The organism is Paenibacillus sp. NPDC057934, assembly GCF_042887565.1.
Classification (GTDB): Bacteria; Bacillota; Bacilli; order Paenibacillales; family Paenibacillaceae; genus Paenibacillus_AQ.
Window position 1 is genome coordinate 154,429 of record NZ_JBHVPB010000003.1, and the last position, 16,743, is coordinate 171,171.

17 protein-coding genes are annotated in these 16,743 nt (G+C 51.7%); 15 read left to right on the forward strand and 2 right to left on the reverse strand.

Annotated features, from left to right (window positions below; genetic code table 11):
* From ACFVRY_RS08150 to ACFVRY_RS08180, 7 genes are all read left to right on the forward strand, one after another.
* On the forward strand, window positions 1-1,215 hold the full coding sequence (locus ACFVRY_RS08150; RefSeq protein ID WP_387499056.1) for an aminotransferase class I/II-fold pyridoxal phosphate-dependent enzyme: 1,215 nt from the start codon (window positions 1-3) through the stop codon (window positions 1,213-1,215).
* The gene (locus ACFVRY_RS08155) at window positions 1,208-2,230 is read left to right on the forward strand and encodes a methionine ABC transporter ATP-binding protein (RefSeq protein ID WP_387499058.1); all 1,023 of its coding nucleotides are present in this window, start codon (window positions 1,208-1,210) and stop codon (window positions 2,228-2,230) included. Before ACFVRY_RS08150 ends, ACFVRY_RS08155 begins: the two co-directional genes overlap by 8 nt.
* Entirely contained in the window at window positions 2,227-2,883 is a 657-nt protein-coding gene (locus ACFVRY_RS08160) for a methionine ABC transporter permease (protein ID WP_387499060.1), read from the forward strand. Before ACFVRY_RS08155 ends, ACFVRY_RS08160 begins: the two co-directional genes overlap by 4 nt.
* A 20-nt stretch (window positions 2,884-2,903) precedes the next feature.
* Window positions 2,904-4,031, forward strand: coding sequence for an iron-containing alcohol dehydrogenase family protein (locus ACFVRY_RS08165; RefSeq protein ID WP_387499062.1), 1,128 nt, complete (start codon window positions 2,904-2,906; stop codon window positions 4,029-4,031).
* Window positions 4,028-4,741: a 5'-methylthioadenosine/adenosylhomocysteine nucleosidase gene (locus ACFVRY_RS08170; protein ID WP_387499064.1), complete on the forward strand. Its 714-nt coding sequence runs from the start codon at window positions 4,028-4,030 to the stop codon at window positions 4,739-4,741. Before ACFVRY_RS08165 ends, ACFVRY_RS08170 begins: the two co-directional genes overlap by 4 nt.
* Window positions 4,742-4,934: 193 nt before the next feature.
* Entirely contained in the window at window positions 4,935-5,516 is a 582-nt protein-coding gene (locus tag ACFVRY_RS08175; RefSeq protein WP_387499066.1) for a GNAT family N-acetyltransferase, read from the forward strand.
* A gap of 5 nt (window positions 5,517-5,521) precedes the next feature.
* A complete protein-coding gene (locus ACFVRY_RS08180) occupies window positions 5,522-5,677 on the forward strand; it encodes an ATP-binding cassette domain-containing protein (RefSeq protein WP_387499068.1) in 156 nt (51 codons plus the stop codon).
* Between the two features lie 91 nt (window positions 5,678-5,768).
* On the opposite strand, the gene ACFVRY_RS08185 is transcribed toward ACFVRY_RS08180, so the two are convergent.
* Window positions 5,769-6,572: a Cof-type HAD-IIB family hydrolase gene (locus ACFVRY_RS08185; RefSeq protein WP_379201086.1), complete on the reverse strand. Its 804-nt coding sequence runs from the start codon at window positions 6,570-6,572 to the stop codon at window positions 5,769-5,771.
* A gap of 269 nt (window positions 6,573-6,841) precedes the next feature.
* On the opposite strand from ACFVRY_RS08185, the gene ACFVRY_RS08190 reads away from it, so the two are divergent.
* A complete protein-coding gene (locus tag ACFVRY_RS08190) occupies window positions 6,842-7,555 on the forward strand; it encodes a metal-dependent hydrolase (protein ID WP_387499071.1) in 714 nt (237 codons plus the stop codon).
* A gap of 114 nt (window positions 7,556-7,669) precedes the next feature.
* Here the strand turns inward: ACFVRY_RS08190 and lplA are convergent, their stop codons facing one another.
* A complete protein-coding gene (gene lplA, locus ACFVRY_RS08195) occupies window positions 7,670-8,671 on the reverse strand; it encodes a lipoate--protein ligase (protein ID WP_387499073.1) in 1,002 nt (333 codons plus the stop codon).
* Between the two features lie 202 nt (window positions 8,672-8,873).
* Here lplA and ACFVRY_RS08200 point away from each other — a divergent pair, with 202 nt between their 5' ends.
* From ACFVRY_RS08200 to ACFVRY_RS08230, 7 genes are all read left to right on the forward strand, one after another.
* Window positions 8,874-9,980: a pyridoxal phosphate-dependent aminotransferase gene (locus tag ACFVRY_RS08200; RefSeq protein WP_387499075.1), complete on the forward strand. Its 1,107-nt coding sequence runs from the start codon at window positions 8,874-8,876 to the stop codon at window positions 9,978-9,980.
* A 24-nt stretch (window positions 9,981-10,004) separates the two neighbouring features.
* Window positions 10,005-10,832: an adenosylcobinamide amidohydrolase gene (locus tag ACFVRY_RS08205; RefSeq protein ID WP_387499077.1), complete on the forward strand. Its 828-nt coding sequence runs from the start codon at window positions 10,005-10,007 to the stop codon at window positions 10,830-10,832.
* A 70-nt stretch (window positions 10,833-10,902) separates the two neighbouring features.
* Window positions 10,903-11,862 (forward strand): adenosylcobinamide-phosphate synthase CbiB, encoded by a 960-nt coding sequence (gene cbiB / locus ACFVRY_RS08210; RefSeq protein WP_387499079.1) that lies wholly within the window; start codon window positions 10,903-10,905, stop codon window positions 11,860-11,862.
* A gap of 426 nt (window positions 11,863-12,288) precedes the next feature.
* Window positions 12,289-12,903 carry a histidine phosphatase family protein gene (locus ACFVRY_RS08215; protein WP_387499708.1) on the forward strand — a complete coding sequence of 205 codons (615 nt, stop codon included), beginning with the start codon at window positions 12,289-12,291 and terminating at the stop codon, window positions 12,901-12,903.
* A 178-nt stretch (window positions 12,904-13,081) separates the two neighbouring features.
* Complete coding sequence (locus ACFVRY_RS08220; protein WP_387499081.1) at window positions 13,082-14,533, forward strand: aminotransferase-like domain-containing protein; 1,452 nt, start codon at window positions 13,082-13,084, stop codon at window positions 14,531-14,533.
* A 13-nt stretch (window positions 14,534-14,546) separates the two neighbouring features.
* The gene (locus tag ACFVRY_RS08225; protein WP_387499710.1) at window positions 14,547-15,488 is read left to right on the forward strand and encodes a D-alanine--D-alanine ligase; all 942 of its coding nucleotides are present in this window, start codon (window positions 14,547-14,549) and stop codon (window positions 15,486-15,488) included.
* Window positions 15,478-16,641, forward strand: coding sequence for a pyridoxal phosphate-dependent aminotransferase (locus ACFVRY_RS08230; protein WP_387499083.1), 1,164 nt, complete (start codon window positions 15,478-15,480; stop codon window positions 16,639-16,641). The genes ACFVRY_RS08225 and ACFVRY_RS08230 overlap by 11 nt, the downstream gene beginning before the upstream one ends.
* Window positions 16,642-16,743 lie beyond the last annotated feature (102 nt).

Here is a 16,743-nt window from a genome sequence, read left to right on the forward strand (position 1 = left end):
ATGGACTTTAGACCTTCTAATGTAGTCAGTGAATTACCTGATAATTATTTCAGTGCGATTAACGACAAGATTGCCTTATACCGCAGCAAGGGAATTGACGTTATTGATCTGGCAAGTGGAAGTCCGGACCAGCCGACCCCGCAGCATATTGTCGAAGCCCTGAAAGAAGCGGTCGAGGAGCCGCTGAATCAGGGATATCCGCCTTTTTACGGCAAAGGAAGCGCACGGGAGGCGGTAGCGGCTTTTTATAAGCGGGAATATGATGTAGAGCTTGACCCGGAGACGGAGGTCGCAGTGTTCAACGGTTCGGCGATTGGTGTGGTAGGCATTCCGCAAAGCCTCCTGAACCCTGGTGATCTGCTGCTGACGACGGATCCCGCATATCCGCCTTATTTCGCTGCGGCGATTCTGGCAAGAGCGCAAGTTCAGACGATACCTGTCTATGAAGAGGATGGTTTTCTTCCCCGTTATGAGAGTGTTCCTGAGGAGATTGCCCGGAAGGTGAAGCTGTTGATGCTGAACTACCCTAACAATCCAACAGGCGCGGTCGCTACGGAAGAATTTTTTGAGCAGACGTTGGCATTTGCTGTAAAGCACAAGTTTCCGGTGCTGAATGACTTTGCCTACGGTGCCTTTGGCTTCGATGGTCACAAGCCGCTGAGCTTCCTTCAGCAGCCTGGGGGCAAAGATTACGGCGTGGAGTTGTATACGGCTTCCAAGACCTATAACATGGCTGGCTGGCGCTTCGGCTTTGCGGTCGGGAATGCGTCGGTCATTGGAGCGCTTAAGCACTATCATACTCAGGCTTATAGTACGATTTTCGGGGCGGTGCAGGATGCAGCATCAGCAGCGCTGCTTGGACCGCAAGAGGGTGTAAAGCAGCTCGGAGCCTTGTATGAGGAGCGGCGCAACTTTCTGGTGAAACGTCTGCGGGAAATCGGCTGGGCTGTTACAGCGCCAAAGGGCTCGTTCTTCTCTTGGTTCAAAGTGCCGGAAGGGTTCACGGCAGAATCTTTTGCGGAGCGTCTGCTGGAAGAGGCTCATGTTGCAGTGGCGCCAGGAGCGGGCTTTGGCAAGCAGGGAGATTTCTATGTCAGAGTCGGCCTGGTGAATTCGGAAGAGCGGCTGAGCGAAGCCATTGACCGAATTGCGGCGACAGGTATTTTCAAAGAATCGGGTATAGCCGTGCAGACAGGGGGCGTGCAGCATGATTGAGCTTAGAGATGTCCATAAATCCTTCGAGCGCAAAGGACAATCCATTCAGGCCTTGAAAGGAGTCAGTCTCCGCGCGGAAAAAGGGGATATTTACGGGGTGATCGGCTACAGCGGAGCCGGCAAAAGCACACTGATTCGTCTGGTTAACTATTTGGAGCGTCCGACCAGCGGTCAGGTCCTTGTAGACGGGGAACCGCTTGACCAATACAGCCCCTCCGAGCTGCGTCAGGTGAAGAAACGGATCGGCATGATTTTTCAACATTTTAACCTGCTGGAATCCAAGACTGTATTCGATAATATTGCTATTCCGCTGGTGCTGCTGAAGAAGGGCAAAGAGGAGATCCGCGAGCGTGTCACAGAATTGCTGAAATTCACAGGGCTGAGCGACAAGGCTGGAAGCTACCCTAAGGAACTGTCCGGTGGGCAAAAGCAACGGGTCGGCATCGCCCGGGCACTCGCCAGTAATCCGTCCATTCTTCTGTGCGATGAAGCGACTTCGGCGCTGGACCCGCAGACTACGAGCTCTATTCTGGAACTGTTGAAACGAATCAATGAGGAATACAACATTACGATCATGATCATTACCCATGAGATGGGCGTCATCCAGCAGATTTGCAACAAGGTAGCCGTGATGGAGCAGGGATTGATCATCGAGCAGGGCAACGTGCTGGAGGTTTTCGGTAATCCTCGTCATGCTACGACGCAGAGTTTCGTACAGACCGTGATTCACAACAGCGTGCCGCAAAGTGTAATCCATACACTCAAAGCAGAAAGCGGACGGCGGCTGTTCAGGCTCAAATTCGTTGGCGGCGCAGCATCCGAGCCTGTCATCAACAATCTAATTCGCAATCATGAGGTGAATGTGAATATTTTATTTGCCAACATGACGGAAATTCAGAATACAACGCTGGGAACGATGATTCTGCAGATGAATGGGGATAACGGCACAATTGATCAGGCTGCGTCGTATTTGCTGGGTCAGGGCGTTGAGATTACGGAGGTGGATAAAGTATGAATACGGTGATAACAGCGGATCAGCTTTTCGGGGCCTTGAGGGAAACGGTGGTCATGGTGGGTTTCTCCTTGTTCTTCGGCGCATTGCTCGGGATTCCGCTTGGTATTGTGCTGGTGATTACACGGCCTGGAGGCGTTCTGGAAAATAAATATGTCTTTTCGATACTAAATCCGGTGATCAATATTGTGCGTTCTCTCCCGTTCATTATATTACTGGTCGCCATCATTCCCTTTACACGCTGGGTCGTACATACTTCCATTGGTACTAGTGCAGCTATTGTGCCGCTGATCGTCTATATTGCGCCATACATCGCACGGTTGGTGGAGAATTCTCTGCTTGAAGTCAGCCCGGGAATTCTGGAAGCGGCGGAGGCCATGGGGGCGACGACCTTTCAGGTAATCTGGCACTTTCTATTGCCCGAGGCGTTTGGATCTCTGATTCTGACGATGACTACGGCTACGATCGGTCTGATCGGGGCCACGGCCATGGCCGGTACGGTTGGCGGGGGCGGCATTGGTGATCTGGCTATCTCCTATGGGTATCAACGGTTCGACACATTTGTCATGATCGTTACGGTGGTCATCCTGATTATTTTCGTGCAGGGCATTCAGTCTCTTGGCAACGTGCTGGCTCGCAAGGCTCGGCGTAACTAATGAGCAGGGTGAACGAAGAATTGAAGCCGAAAATTGTAGTACGGGCCGCACCGCAAGAATTCATCTGCAGACCAGGCTCTTGGGATAGCTTAGAGCAGCACTTGGACCGAAGAGGCATTCGTACAGTATTGATTGTGCATGGCCGGGATTCATGGAGTGCGGCGCAGCCCTTTCTGCCAGAGCTCAAGGCGACGGAAGTCCACCTGTACGCGTACAGCGGGGAATGCACTTATCCGGAGCGCGACGGCATTGTGGCTGAAGCTACAGGTCGTGGGGTACAAGCCATTATCGGAGTAGGTGGCGGTAAAATAAGCGATCTGGTCAAAAGCGCAGCTGCCGCGCTGCGGCTTCCCGCGATTATTTTGCCTACACTGGCCTCGACTTGTGCGGCATGGTCGTCCCTGAGCGTCATGTATGACGATCAGGGACGCTTTGTGAGCATGGATGTATTTCCATACAGCAATGCGCTGGTTTTGCTTGATCCGCAGGTTATTGCGCAGTCGCCGCCCGAGCTGTTGATCGCCGGTATCGGAGATACACTGGCCAAATGGTACGAAGCCGATGTGATCATTCGGGACATGACTTCCCCTCCGGTAGAGGTAGAGCTGGCCTGGTACGCGGCACGAAAATGCAAGGAGCATCTGCTGAAACACAGCGAGGCTGCTCTTGAAGCCCTGCGGAGCGGATATGCCAATGAGGACCTGACACGGATTGTTGAGACTATTGTTATGGTTGCTGGTCTTGTGGGCGGCTTTGGCGAGGATTATGGCCGCACAGCGGGTGCCCATTCCATTCATGATGCTCTAACAGCTATACCGGAAGCCCACGGACAATTGCACGGGAATAAAGTGGCTTATGGGGTGCTGGTGCAGCTTGCGCTAGAGGGCAACTGGACAGAGATTGAATTTCTTTTGCCATTCTATGAGCAGTTGGGTCTTCCCGCTTGTCTTCGGGACATGGGCCTTGGACATCTGGAGCATGAGGATTGGCTACAGATCGGGGAAGTGGCAACGGTGCAGGAAGCCTCGATTCATAGAATGCCGGGTCTCATTGGAACAGTGGAAGTAGCAGCTGCAATAGCACAGCTTGAGATCTATACAACAGATTACAGAGTGAAATCCAACATAGAGAAAGCAGGGATGACATGAGTATCGCAATTATCGGGGCGATGGAGGAAGAAGTAGCATTGATTAAATCTCATTTGGAGAATATTCAGCAACTGGTGGTGGCCAAAAGCAATTTCTTCACCGGACAACTTAAGGGCACGGATGTTGTGCTGGTGCAATCCGGCATCGGCAAGGCCAATGCGGCAATGACCACCGCCATTTTATTGGAACGGTTTCAGGTGGAGCTGATTATTAACATCGGTGCTGCAGGTGCGCTGGACCCGGGGCTCCAGATCGGTGATGTAGTGATTGCAGAGGAAATTACCTACAGTGATGTGGATGCTACTGTTTTTAATTATGTCTACGGACAAGTTCCACAGATGCCGGCTTCGTATCCGGTGGATAAGCAATGGGTAGCCTTGGCACTGGAAGGAGCTGCCCTCATTCATAGCGAACGGCGTGTCGTGACCGGACTTGTGACTACAGAGGATTCTTTCATTGGACATTCGGAGCTTGCTATCTCCATCCGTACACGATTCTCGGAGTCCAAGGCATCGGACATGGAAGGCGCAGCCATAGCTCAAACCGCTTATCAATTCGGGGTTCCCTTCCTTTCGGTCCGCGGAATCTCCGACAATGTAGGCGCAGGAGCTGCTGAATTGTTCACCTCCAACGTGGATCTGGCCGCGAAGAATTCGGCGGAAGTCGTTGAAGCTTTCCTGACTTTGTATGAAGCGGGAAGCTCTTTATAGAATAAAACATGCCTTTATAAAATCTTGCCGTTCAATCCCAGGGAAATGCCCCTGGCGTGAACGGTATTTTTTATGCTCTAAATATATACAAATTAGTAGTATTATTGGCATAGAATCCCGTTATAATCAATATACCTGCGTGAATGAGATTACATATTTAGCATAAATATCAATTGAAGTGGGGGATTACATAATGCCAGAAGCACAAGCACCAATCTTACTTGATTTTCCCGAAAGCTTTGAGACGGAACACCTGCTGATCCGTGCCCCGCTGTGGGGAGATGGTGCTAGCATGCATGAAGCACTTGTGGAAAGTCAGGAGCTGCTGAAGCCCTGGATGCCGTTCGCTCAAACCTTGCAAAGTCTAGAGGAGTCGGAGCAGTTCACACGTGAAGCAAGGCTGGAATTTCTGAAGCGCACAGAAATGCACATGCGTATTTTTGACAAAGTGTCTGGCCGGTTCATTGGTTGCACTGGACTGCACAATCTCAATTGGGACATTCGCAATTTCGAGATTGGCTATTGGATCAGAAGCAGCTGCGCCGGCAAAGGGTATATGACCGAAGCTGTGAACGGGGTAACGGACTTTGCAATCCGGGAGCTGGCAGCGAACCGAATTGAGATCCGTTGCAGCGCCCATAATCTGAAAAGTGCAGCGGTAGCGGAACGTGCGGGCTATACGCTGGACGGGATTTTGCGCAGCAATAGGCGGGCGATGAACGGGGAATTACATGACAGTAAGGTGTATGCCAAGGTGCGGGGAACAGAATTTTAGGGGGAGTGGTTTCAGAGATTGGTGAGGAAGGGGCCAGATTCTCAGTGGGACAGTGCCAGAGAATGTCTATTGCCAGGACGATTCTGAAAGATGCACCGATTCTGTTGCTGGATGAAGCTACGGCTCACAGTTGGAGCATGAAGAGGAAAAAGCTCAGATGAAGGAAGCGATGCTTTCGTCAACAGGCCACTGAAAGTATATAAAAAAGCGCCGCACACCGTGAAGACAACATGGCTGTGCGGCACTCTTGTATTAATTTTCGCTTTGCAAAATGAACTTTTCGATGACATGCTTGACGCCATCCTCGTTGTTGCTGAGCGTGATGAAATCAGCGATTTCCTTCAGCGCCGGAATGGCGTTATCCATAGCTACGCCTAGGCCTGCTGCTTCCAGCATCTCATGGTCGTTCCAGGAATCGCCGACAGCGATCGTCTCGGACAGATCGCATCCGAAATGGCCAGCTAGGAATTCCAGAGCCAAGCCCTTGGTGCCTTCGTGGTGCATGATTTCCAAGAAATAAGGTTTGGATTTTGTGATATGCACCGAATCCCCCAACAGCTCACGCAGAATTGGTGCTAGTTCATCCAGGAAATCGGGATCGTCGATGATGAGCATTTTTGGTGTTTTTTCGGGTACGAGTTTCTCCCAGTCCGGTTCAATATAGTAGCGGGTATTGTTCAAAGCGGAGTAGTCGATCAGTTTCTGGTTCTCTTCACGGGAATACAGTTTATCATCAATGTAGGTTTGCAGATGCAAGTTATGCTCCACACAGTATTCAAACAGCTTGCGGACGGCATCCTGCGGGACATAACGTTCATACAACACATTTTCGTCGAGCAGATTCTTCACGAGTGCACCCTGGTACGTAATGATCGGTACGTTAAGTCCGGTCTGGCGGGCAATGGCTTGAGCCGACGCATAAGCGCGTCCAGTGGCTAGTGTTACTACTACTCCTGCGGCAACAGCTTGTTCCAACGCTTGCTGTGTGGCCGGGGTAACTTCCTTGTCATCATTAATCAGGGTGTCGTCAATGTCGATAGCAATCAATTTGTACATGGATGGTTTCTCTCTCCTTATTTCTTTCTGGTTGTAACAATCAGATCAAATGGGAACTGACGCCTGGCATTGAAAGTTGTCTTGTAGAGTAAGACAAGTTGTCCAAATTGTATCCTAAAACAGGAGTAAGAACAAGCCAAAGCTGCCGAAGATCCTTTATAGAACAGGAGATTTTGAGGTTCAAGCTGGACAAACTGGAAGGGTCTTGGTATACTTCGATAACCGCACATTTGTTCTCATTTACATCTTGGAAAGGGAGCGGTTTTCGTATGATGGGCAAATCCCATTTAATCATTAGCACCGGGGTTACCCTGTCGGTTATGAATCTACTTGGCTATGAGATTACTATTCCGGCCATTGCTGTGGCTGCGGTAAGCTCGCTAATGCCAGATATTGATGAGCCGAATTCATTATTGGTGCGCAAAGCCATTCCTGAGTTCGTGCTCCGAATTCTTCAGGTAGCGCTGATCGGCGCGGCTATTTATCTCTATTTCGCTGGCCTGGCACAGCCGCCCTGGAACATTGCTTTGGCTCTGCTTGTTGGCAGTGTTTCTTTCCTTCCAGGACGCAGGCTGAGGCATCTCGTTATGATATTGATCGCGGTGGGGCTGGTAGCGTTCGCAGATGCCTATGATCCATGGAACTATATTGCGGCCTGCATACTGATCATCGCATCCATTGTTCCGCATCGTGGGCTAACGCACACGCTGTACGGCGTGGCTGGATGGGGCGCACTGCTGTATTTCGCTTCCTTAGGTATGAATGACGGCGGAAGCTTGTGGATCGCCGGGGGCCTGTCCTATGCGCTGCATCTGCTAGCAGATTCCATTACTCAGCGCGGAATTACCCTGCTGCCTCCGCTACCCTTCAAGCTACGTCTGAGGCTGATGAGCACCGGTACGAAGAAAGGTAGCGCAGTAGAGAATATCTGCATTTTGCTCACACTGGCACTAGTAATCTATGTGTTCATTCTCTCTCCGTAAGGGACTACGAATCAGTAGCGATATTGCTGCATCCATACATAACCTCAATAAGGCTCTTTCGCTGCGCGGTGCAGCGAGAGAGCCTTATTGGTTTGTTTTATATATGCAAGAAATCTATTCTTCCAGGAAAATCAGCCCGATAAACTCTTCCGGTTCGATCCGTCCAAAATAATGCTTCAGATCGAGCTCAGCAAGTGCCTGTCTGACCTCTACTTGCTCGTAACGTTTGCCGCGAAGTGCATTCTCGACGTCTACCACATCGCCAGCACCGAAGAAGTCGCCGTAAATTTTAATATCCTTAATGTAAGAATCTTCAATGTCCATCCGGATGTCAATGATCCCGGCAGGGAACTTGCGCGTGTGTTTAACGTTGCTTTTCGGTGACAACCCGTAGTTCCAATCCCAGTTCTGATAATGCTCCTTGGAGATCTCATTGATCTTCACCCAGTCGTCTTGCTCCAGCTTGTACTGTGGCACCTCGGAAGGCTCCATCCCAAAGATCGAGCGCAGCAGACCGCTGCGGAACTCTTCAATCGTCATATCCGACCCTAGAAGGTCTTTAATGTTGGCTACGCGGCTACGGACTGACTTCGTGCTCTTCGATTTGAACTTCTCCGGATTAACATTTAGCGAAGCTTGTACATCATCCAGATTGAGATCGAACATCAGAGTGCCGTGGCTGAACATGCGACCCCGTGTGGAGAACTGGGCATTCCCGGAGATTTTTTGCTCGCCAACCTGCAGGTCGTTCCGCCCGCTGAGCTCAGCATTGACGCCCATGCTCCGCAAGTAGTCGATGACCGGTTGCGTGAACTTCAGGAAGTTAAGAAAAGATTCACCGTCATCCTTGGTAATGAAGCTGAAATTGAGATTGCCGAGGTCATGATAGACCGCTCCACCGCCAGACAAACGACGTACAACCTGGATGTTATTGTCCTTCACGTATTCCTGATTGATCTCTTCGATCGTATTTTGATGTTTGCCGATAATGATAGACGGACTGTTGATATAAAAGAGCAAATAGCTCTCGTCCATAGGCAAATGCTTGAGCGCATATTCTTCAATTGCGAGATTGATGGATGCATCCGTAATCCCCGTGTTATCGATAAAAAGCATGGCTTGTTCCTCCGTTGCAGCATGATTGAATACAGCCTTTATTTTAAACCAAAAGCAGGGATTTCACAAAAAAATTCCATAGTATAATCCAATAAAATCCATCTGGCGAGCTCTAAATCATTGACGGACTTCTAACTGGAGCGTAATAATGAGGGCATTGGCTTACATAGGTAACGTAATGATGAGATAAAGGAGTGCTGTTATGCTTGAAAAATACGGCCACGGCGGGGATTTGCTGACGGCTACGGAACTCTATGGGGGAAAGGTCGGCGCTTTTTTGGATTTCAGCGCGAACATTAATCCGCTGGGCCCGCCGCCGGGTCTGTTGGAAATGGTGCGAGAGATGCTCGCCTCTGTGACAGCTTATCCCGATCCCGGCCATCGGATATTTAAGGGCCTGCTTGCGGAGACACTGGGCGTGCCTGGAGAATGGCTGACTGTCGGCAACGGTGCCGCCGAATGTATGGCCTTGCTGCTGCTAGCGCTTGCTCCGAACAGGGTGGGGTTGGCTGAGCCTTGCTTCTCGGAATACCGCCAGCTCTCAGAGCAGTTCGGAGCAGAAGTGTTGGCCGTGCAGGGCACCCGAGAGAACGGTTATCGGGCCGGAGTGAAAGAACTTTCCGGCCTGCTGGACCAGGTGGAGCTGCTGTTCCTAGGCCAGCCGAACAATCCGAATGGCATCCAGTATTCATGGGATGATCTGAAGCTGCTCGCAGAGAAGGCTGAGCGCTGCGGAACGTATCTAGCCGTCGATGAGGCCTTTATCGACTTCATTGAGCCGGAGCAAAGGGTATCATTGTTGCCGGAGCTTACGCGGTTCCCGCATACCGTGCTGATCCGCTCCATGACCAAGTTCTATGCCATTCCAGGGCTGAGGCTCGGGTTCACTATCGCTCACCCGTCACTTGCTGCTGCCATGGCCGGCAAACAGGTCACATGGAGCGTGAATACACTCGCTCTCTTGGCTGGAGAGGCTTGCTTGACCAGTGGCGAGGGCTATGAACGTTATACACGGAAGCTAATTACGGAGCAACGGAAGCTGCTACAGAAAGAGTTGATTAGCCTCGGCTGTGATGTGCTGCCGGGAGAAGCTAACTTCTTGCTGTGCGGTCTGCCGCAGCCGTGGACAGCGGCAGATATGCAGGCTTGTCTGGGTGATAGCGGCATTCTGGTCCGCAGCTGTGCCATGTATCCGGGCCTTGGGCCGGAGCATATCCGCATTGCGGTCAAGGGGCATGAGGATAATAGGACATTGCTGATGCGCATTGAGGAAACTATAAGAGCGCAACGACGAGGCAGTGAGAAATAAATTTTACGAAGGAGGTTAGAGAGAATGAGTGATATCAAGATAAGTGATCTCAAGAGAAACGAAACTGAACGGAATGAAATTAATCGAGACGAAATCCAGGTGAGTGAAACCAAACTGAGTCAAGCAAAAGTGCCATTTATGAATGAAAACGAGACCGCAGTACTTCATTCCCTGGTCTTTCCCGGACTGACTCTGGAGCGAAAGGAAGATCATCTTCTGCTGGCGTTCCCGGCTGAAGTGGATGGACTGTCGAGTGCAGTATATGGCGGCGGGATGGTACGTATGACACGAGCGGTAAATCTGTTTGTCAGCCGGGATTACGAATGCAGTGATCCGGTGCGCGATATGGAGAATAAGCTCCGGGAATGGGGTTATCCTGCGGCAGGTTGCGCCGGCCTGATGACAGCCGTGCCGCTGGAGCATGCCGCAGTTGCAGAGGAAGATACCGGATCTGTCGGGATTTTCTGCTGCGTTACGGCAGCTGCGGGTAATGCTGCCCGTGCGGGGGTAGCTCGTCCCGTGCTGAAGGCTTACCGGCCGGGCACTATCAACATTATGCTGGGCATTGATGGGCGCTTATCGCCTGCGGCAATGGTTAATGCTGTGATGACAGCTGTCGAGGCTAAGACGGCCGCCCTCGCGGATCTCGGGATTACCGACCCCGAGAACGGGCTGACAGCGACGGGGACGACAACGGATGCCATCGTGCTGGGCGTGAGTCAGAGCAGACGATACAGCGCCGAGCATGTCTATGCCGGGACAGCTACCGATCTGGGTGGAGCTCTCGGGCGGCTGGTCTATGGGACGGTCACGACCAGCCTGAAATCATTGCAAGCGAGGAAGGACAGTTAATGAGAACGGATAAAAATAGAAGGCTAGGAATAAGAGCAGGCAATGAAAATAGGGTTTGGGGGAAGGGGTTGTGATCTCGGCCCTAATTCTGCTCGTCGCCTATGTTATTGATAGGATCGTAGGTGATCCGAGGGCACTGCCCCATCCTGTAGTAGGAATGGGCAAGGCGATCAAGGCTGTGGAACGACTGATTCGCCGTCTCGTATCCAGGCCCCGCTACCTGCGGCCGGCCGGGATGCTTCTGCCGCTGATCGTGGCGGGCGGAGCCTGGAGCCTGACGGCTTTGTTACTGTGGCTGCTCGCAATGATCACACCTTGGCTTTCTTGGATCGCTGCGGCCTGGCTGGTCTCGACCACGATTGCTGCCAAAGGTCTGAAGGATGCTGGTCTCGCCGTCTACACCGAGCTGCGTCGGGGGGACATTCCCGCTGCCCGCCGGGCGGTAGGGATGATTGTTGGGCGCGACACAACCTCGCTGGACAGCCCGGAGATTGTCCGCGGCACTGTGGAGACCGTGGCTGAGAACATCGTAGATGCTGTTGTCTCCCCGCTGTTCTATGCTCTGCTAGGCGGTGCACCGCTGGCCATAGCCTATCGAGCGGTGAATACGCTCGACTCCATGGTAGGCTACAAGAATGATAAGTACCTTCATCTCGGCTGGGCATCTGCCCGGCTGGACGATGTTGCCAACTTCATACCTGCCAGGATCACAGCGGTACTCCTGACGATGTGCGCCTGGCTGCTGCGGCTGGACTGGCGGCGTTGTATACATATGGTCAGGCGCGATGCTCGTCTGCATCCCAGCCCGAATAGCGGCTTTCCGGAGTCAGCGGTAGCTGGCGCGCTCGGTATCAGGCTGGGCGGGGAGAACGTATACCATGGCGTGACTTCCTTCCGGGCCTATATGGGCGACCCGGTCAGGGGCATGGAGCCGGGGGATATTCTCCGGGCCTCGCGGATGATGCTGCTCTGTTCCACCATCTTTGCCTGCCTTTGTGCAGCGACAGCTTGGCTGATTGGCTGGCTTTGATAAAGATAGGGCATCAGATGGCAATTCTCTCTGCGTTGAAATTAGAATCTTCCTGTACCAGTCTTTTTAACCATGATAACAACCATGAAATGTGGCTCTACCTCCACAACTAACGGCATTTTTTATCTTATATTTCTTTAAAAGAGGTAAAAAGGAAAATAAGAGCATTATTGTAGCTTTTTTTTGAAAAAGTACGCTGAAAGATGACGTCATATAAGTTGTGTGTACCAAGATTGGAGCCTTACGTTCGGATCTCAAGTTTTTCTTATATAGACACTGAAGATGAAATGATTAATTGATTAGTACTTATTTTTTAATGCTCTTTAGTAGATTCAGTCCAACAGTCCAGACTCATGTATAGGAATGATTACATATATGCATAGAGAACCCCATTCTGATACCGATAGAGTTGTTAACCTAGAATTGGTGTTAGTACGCCATGGCCTTACACAGTGGAACGCAGATCGGCGCTATCTGGGTCACACCGATCTCCCGCTGCTCCCGGACAATGGAGAGCTATTGCCCCGGCTCCAGGAGCAGCTAGCTCGATACGAGAACTTCCAGGGCGTGTGGTGCAGTGATTTGCTGCGCTGTCGGCAGACCCTGACCGCAGTCGCTTCTCCTCTAGCAGCCAGCGCTGTCTATGATCAGCGGCTGCGTGAGATGAATTTCGGTGAGTGGGAGGGCTGCACCTATGAACAGTTGCAGAGCCAACCACTGTATCGGAACTGGATCGATGATCCAGTCTCCTTCGCCCCGCCTGGGGGAGAGTCCTGGGCAGAGTTCTCAGGTCGGGTGGCATGTTTTCTGAACAGTTTGGTGGTAGCTGCAGGATTGCCTTCCCGTTCTTCTCTGGCGGAGCCCTGCCCGCCCCGCCGAGTGCTGGTGGTGACACATGGGGGCGTGATCCGTCAGTTGCGGGCCCTCATTCGGACGGGGACTTCATTCCGGGAGGCGATCGCTCCTCCCCCGGGATCATCACAGTTACTTCGGGTGCAATGGAGCGGAGGCAGATGGAGCGAGCGAGAGGATTACGCATAGATGAGGCAGCTTCCCGGGAACTGCCTATCACAGAGAAGGCTGTGTTCTTATCGGGGGCAGGAAACAGCAATCAAACTAGATCATAACCCTAAGAACCACGACTGGATGAAAAATCCGGGGCCGTGGTTCTTTTTTTACCCTGCTGACTGTGCCATGATAGCTATGGGGGCGATGATGGATGTTTAAGGATTTCAAGCTCATTGCCGGACGACCGGTATATATACAAATCAAAGACTATATGAAGCACTTAATTATAAAAGGTGCGCTGCAAAGCGGCCAGAAGCTGCCGTCCACCCGTGAGATGGGCGTGCTACTGCAAGTTAGCCGCAACTCTGTAATCGCCGCGTATGAGGGGCTGGAGGACGATGGGTTTGTCTACGCCGTTAAAGGGCAGGGCAACTATGTAGCTTCTACTGCACCCGGCACCGTTACTGTTTCTTCCCGCACCATGGACTGGAAGAGACACCTGAACGATCACGCCATGCTGGCAGAAGAACTGGATATTATGAAACGCGGTATCCGCGCAGACAAAGGTACGATTTCTTTTACCAGCATCGCGCCGGATGAGAGTCTGTTTGATCTGGACAATGTAAAGCGAGCCTTCATGGACCGAATGGCCGTAGAGGGGAATGTCCTGTTGAACTACGGCTACGCCAAGGGCTACAAACCGTTGATAGATTATTTGCACCAATATATGGAGCACAAGGGCGTGGATATGAAGGGCAAGGACATCCTGATCACCAATGGTTTCACGGAAGGCTTCAATATTGTGCTGTCTGCCTTGAACCGGAAGAGCGGCCAGGTCCTGACCGAGAACCCCACGCATCATACAGCGATCAAGAATCTCAAACTGCATGGCTATGGGATCAATGGCATTCCGATGGAACGGGATGGCATTCACCTGGGTGAACTGGAGAAGGCATTGGATGAGGGAGAGTATGATTGTGCTTACTTCGTGCCTTCGTACCATAACCCGACCGGGATCGTCATGTCTCCTGAGAAAAGACAGGGACTGATGAAGCTGATGGCGAGATACGACATTCCGGTCATTGAGGATGGATTTAATGAAGAGCTGCGTTATTCGGGTTCACATGTATCGCCGCTGATTGCGACGGCTGGTGCAGGCAACAGTGTGATTTATCTTGGAAGCTTCTCTAAAGTGTTGTTCCCTGGGCTTCGGGTAGGCTGGGTGCTGGCCGATCAGGAATTGATCTATTATCTGGAGAGCCTTAAGCGGGCACAAACCATTCACACTTCTACTCTGGATCAGTCGATCCTCTATCAATATTTGTACAACGGCAATCTGGAGAAATATTTGAAGAAAGCCAGAGCGGAATATAAACGGAAATATGAGCTGACTTTGGAATGCTGTAAGCAGCATGTTCCGTTCCAAACGTTGACGGGCGACGGGGGACTGCATTTGTTCGTGGCGTTTGCAGAGGGCTTTAGTACAAAAGCTTTGCTTGAGGCGTGCCGTGCGCAAGGGGTTATTTTTACGGCAGGGGAGATGTTCTATACCGATGGTGGCGGACAGTATACGATGCGGATCGGTTTCTCCAGAGTGGCGGATGACGATATTGTCAAAGGAATCGAAATCATTGGAAGAACGGCGCAGCAATTAATGGGATGAAGGGGTGCTAGTGATGAAGGTGGGCGTGATTATGGGGGGCATTTCTTCTGAAATTGAGGTGTCGCTAAACACAGGCAGAGAGATGATGAACCATCTGGATCGTAGTAAATATGAGGTAGTTCCGGTTGTATTCAATTCACGGGAGGAGCTTGTAGAGAAGGTTAAGGGGCTTGATGTTGCTCTGTTGGCTCTACATGGCGCTTACGGGGAGGATGGAACGATCCAAGGAACGCTGGAGACATTGGGCATACCGTATACGGGAAGTGGCGTGTTGGCAAGCAGCCTGTGCATGAATAAGGATTTGTCCAAAAAAATCTTCCGTTATGAGGGAGTAAACACGCCCGACTGGTTGTGCTGGGACAGCATGGACGATTATTCGCCGGAAGCTGTGGAACGTTTGGGTTATCCCGTGATGGTGAAGCCGAATTCAGGTGGTTCCAGCATCGGAATGGAAAAGGTGAACGATGAGCAGGGGCTGCGGGGCGCGGTGCTGAAGGCTTTTACCAGTGACCCCGATCAGTCGATCCTGATTGAACGGTATACCGTGGGCCAGGAAATCACCTGCTCCATCCTGAACGGGGAATTTCTCCCTGTGGTAGGCATTACTTCGGCGTCTTCGGAATGGTTCGATTATAGTGCCAAGTATGAGGTAGGTGGGGCGCAAGAGGTCGTGATCAACCTGCCTTCAGAGCTGGAGCAGTCGGTACGCAGAGCAGCAATGACCTGTTACAAGGCTTTGAAGTGCAGCGTGTATGCCCGGGTCGATATGCTGTTGATGGACGGTGTGCCTTATGTACTGGAGGTCAATACCTTGCCTGGGATGACGATGACGAGTCTGCTTCCTAAAAGCGCAGCGGCAGCCGGACTGTCATTCAGCGCATTATTGGATCGTATTATCAGCTGTTCTCTGACGGAACGCAGCAAGATCAAGGGGGTGCCGGTACATGTTGAATAATTGGATAGCGCCTCGCGTACAGGACATCCCGCCTTCTGGAATACGTGCGTTCTTCGAACTCAGTGCTGGCAACCAGGATATTATCTCGCTGGGCGTAGGCGAACCGGATTTTGCTACCCCGGAGCATATCAGAGAAGCCTGCATGGTGGCGCTGAGCCAGGGAGCGACGAGATATACGCCGAATGCGGGCTTGCCCGAGCTAAGAGAGGAAATTGCCAACTATTTGCAAAATAACTTCAACCTGCGCTACGACCCTGCCAGCGAAATAGTAGTCACAGTAGGCAGTAGCGAAGCTCTGGACCTGGCCCTGCGGGCGTTCACCGCTCCAGGAGACGAAATTCTTCTTCCATCTCCCAGCTATATCGCGTACTCGCCGATTGCCTATCTTAATGGCGGTACTTTAGTAGAGGTGGAATCGAAAGCGGAGGAAGGTTTCAAACTTACTGCCGAGGCGCTACAACGGGCAATTACCCCGCGTTCCAAGCTGCTGATGCTGAATTATCCGAACAACCCGACGGGAGCGATCATGACTGCTGAGGACTGGCAACCGATTGCGGAGATCGTGAAGGCAAACAACCTGTTGGTCATCTCCGATGAAGTCTATGCCGAATTGACCTATGACCGGAAGCATGTCAGCATTGCTTCACTGCCGGGAATGCAGGAGCGGACCATTGTACTCAGCGGTTTCTCCAAAGCATTCGCCATGACGGGCTGGAGAATCGGCTATGCCTGTGGCCATCGCGATCTGCTCTCAGCAATGCTGAAGATTCACCAATACACAGCCATGTGTGCTCCAGTGCTGGGACAGATTGCTGCAATAGAATCCCTGCGTCATGGTCTTGAGGCTATGAGCGAGATGAGAGAAGTGTACCGGCAACGCCGGGAGCTGCTGGTGAATGGATTCCGGTCGATCGGGATGCCTTGTCATATACCGGAAGGTGCATTCTATGCTTTTCCGAGTATCGCTCACACCGGGCTCGATTCCGAGACGTTTGCGTTGCAGCTGTTGAAGGAAGCAGGAGTTGCAGCCGTACCCGGATATGTGTTTGGAGCGGGAGGAGAGGGGCATATCCGCTGCTCCTACTCAGTATCCACAGAGAGATTAGGTCAGGCCTTGGAGCGGATGGAGAGCTTCATGAAGGTAAAAATGTAATTGTCAGATCTTTGCATTTCCCCTATAATCCTTAGCAGAAGAAATGGGGATGTGCTTCAAAATGGCTGTGGCAAGCTTCAGCCCCCCTCTTTGTAGAGTGGG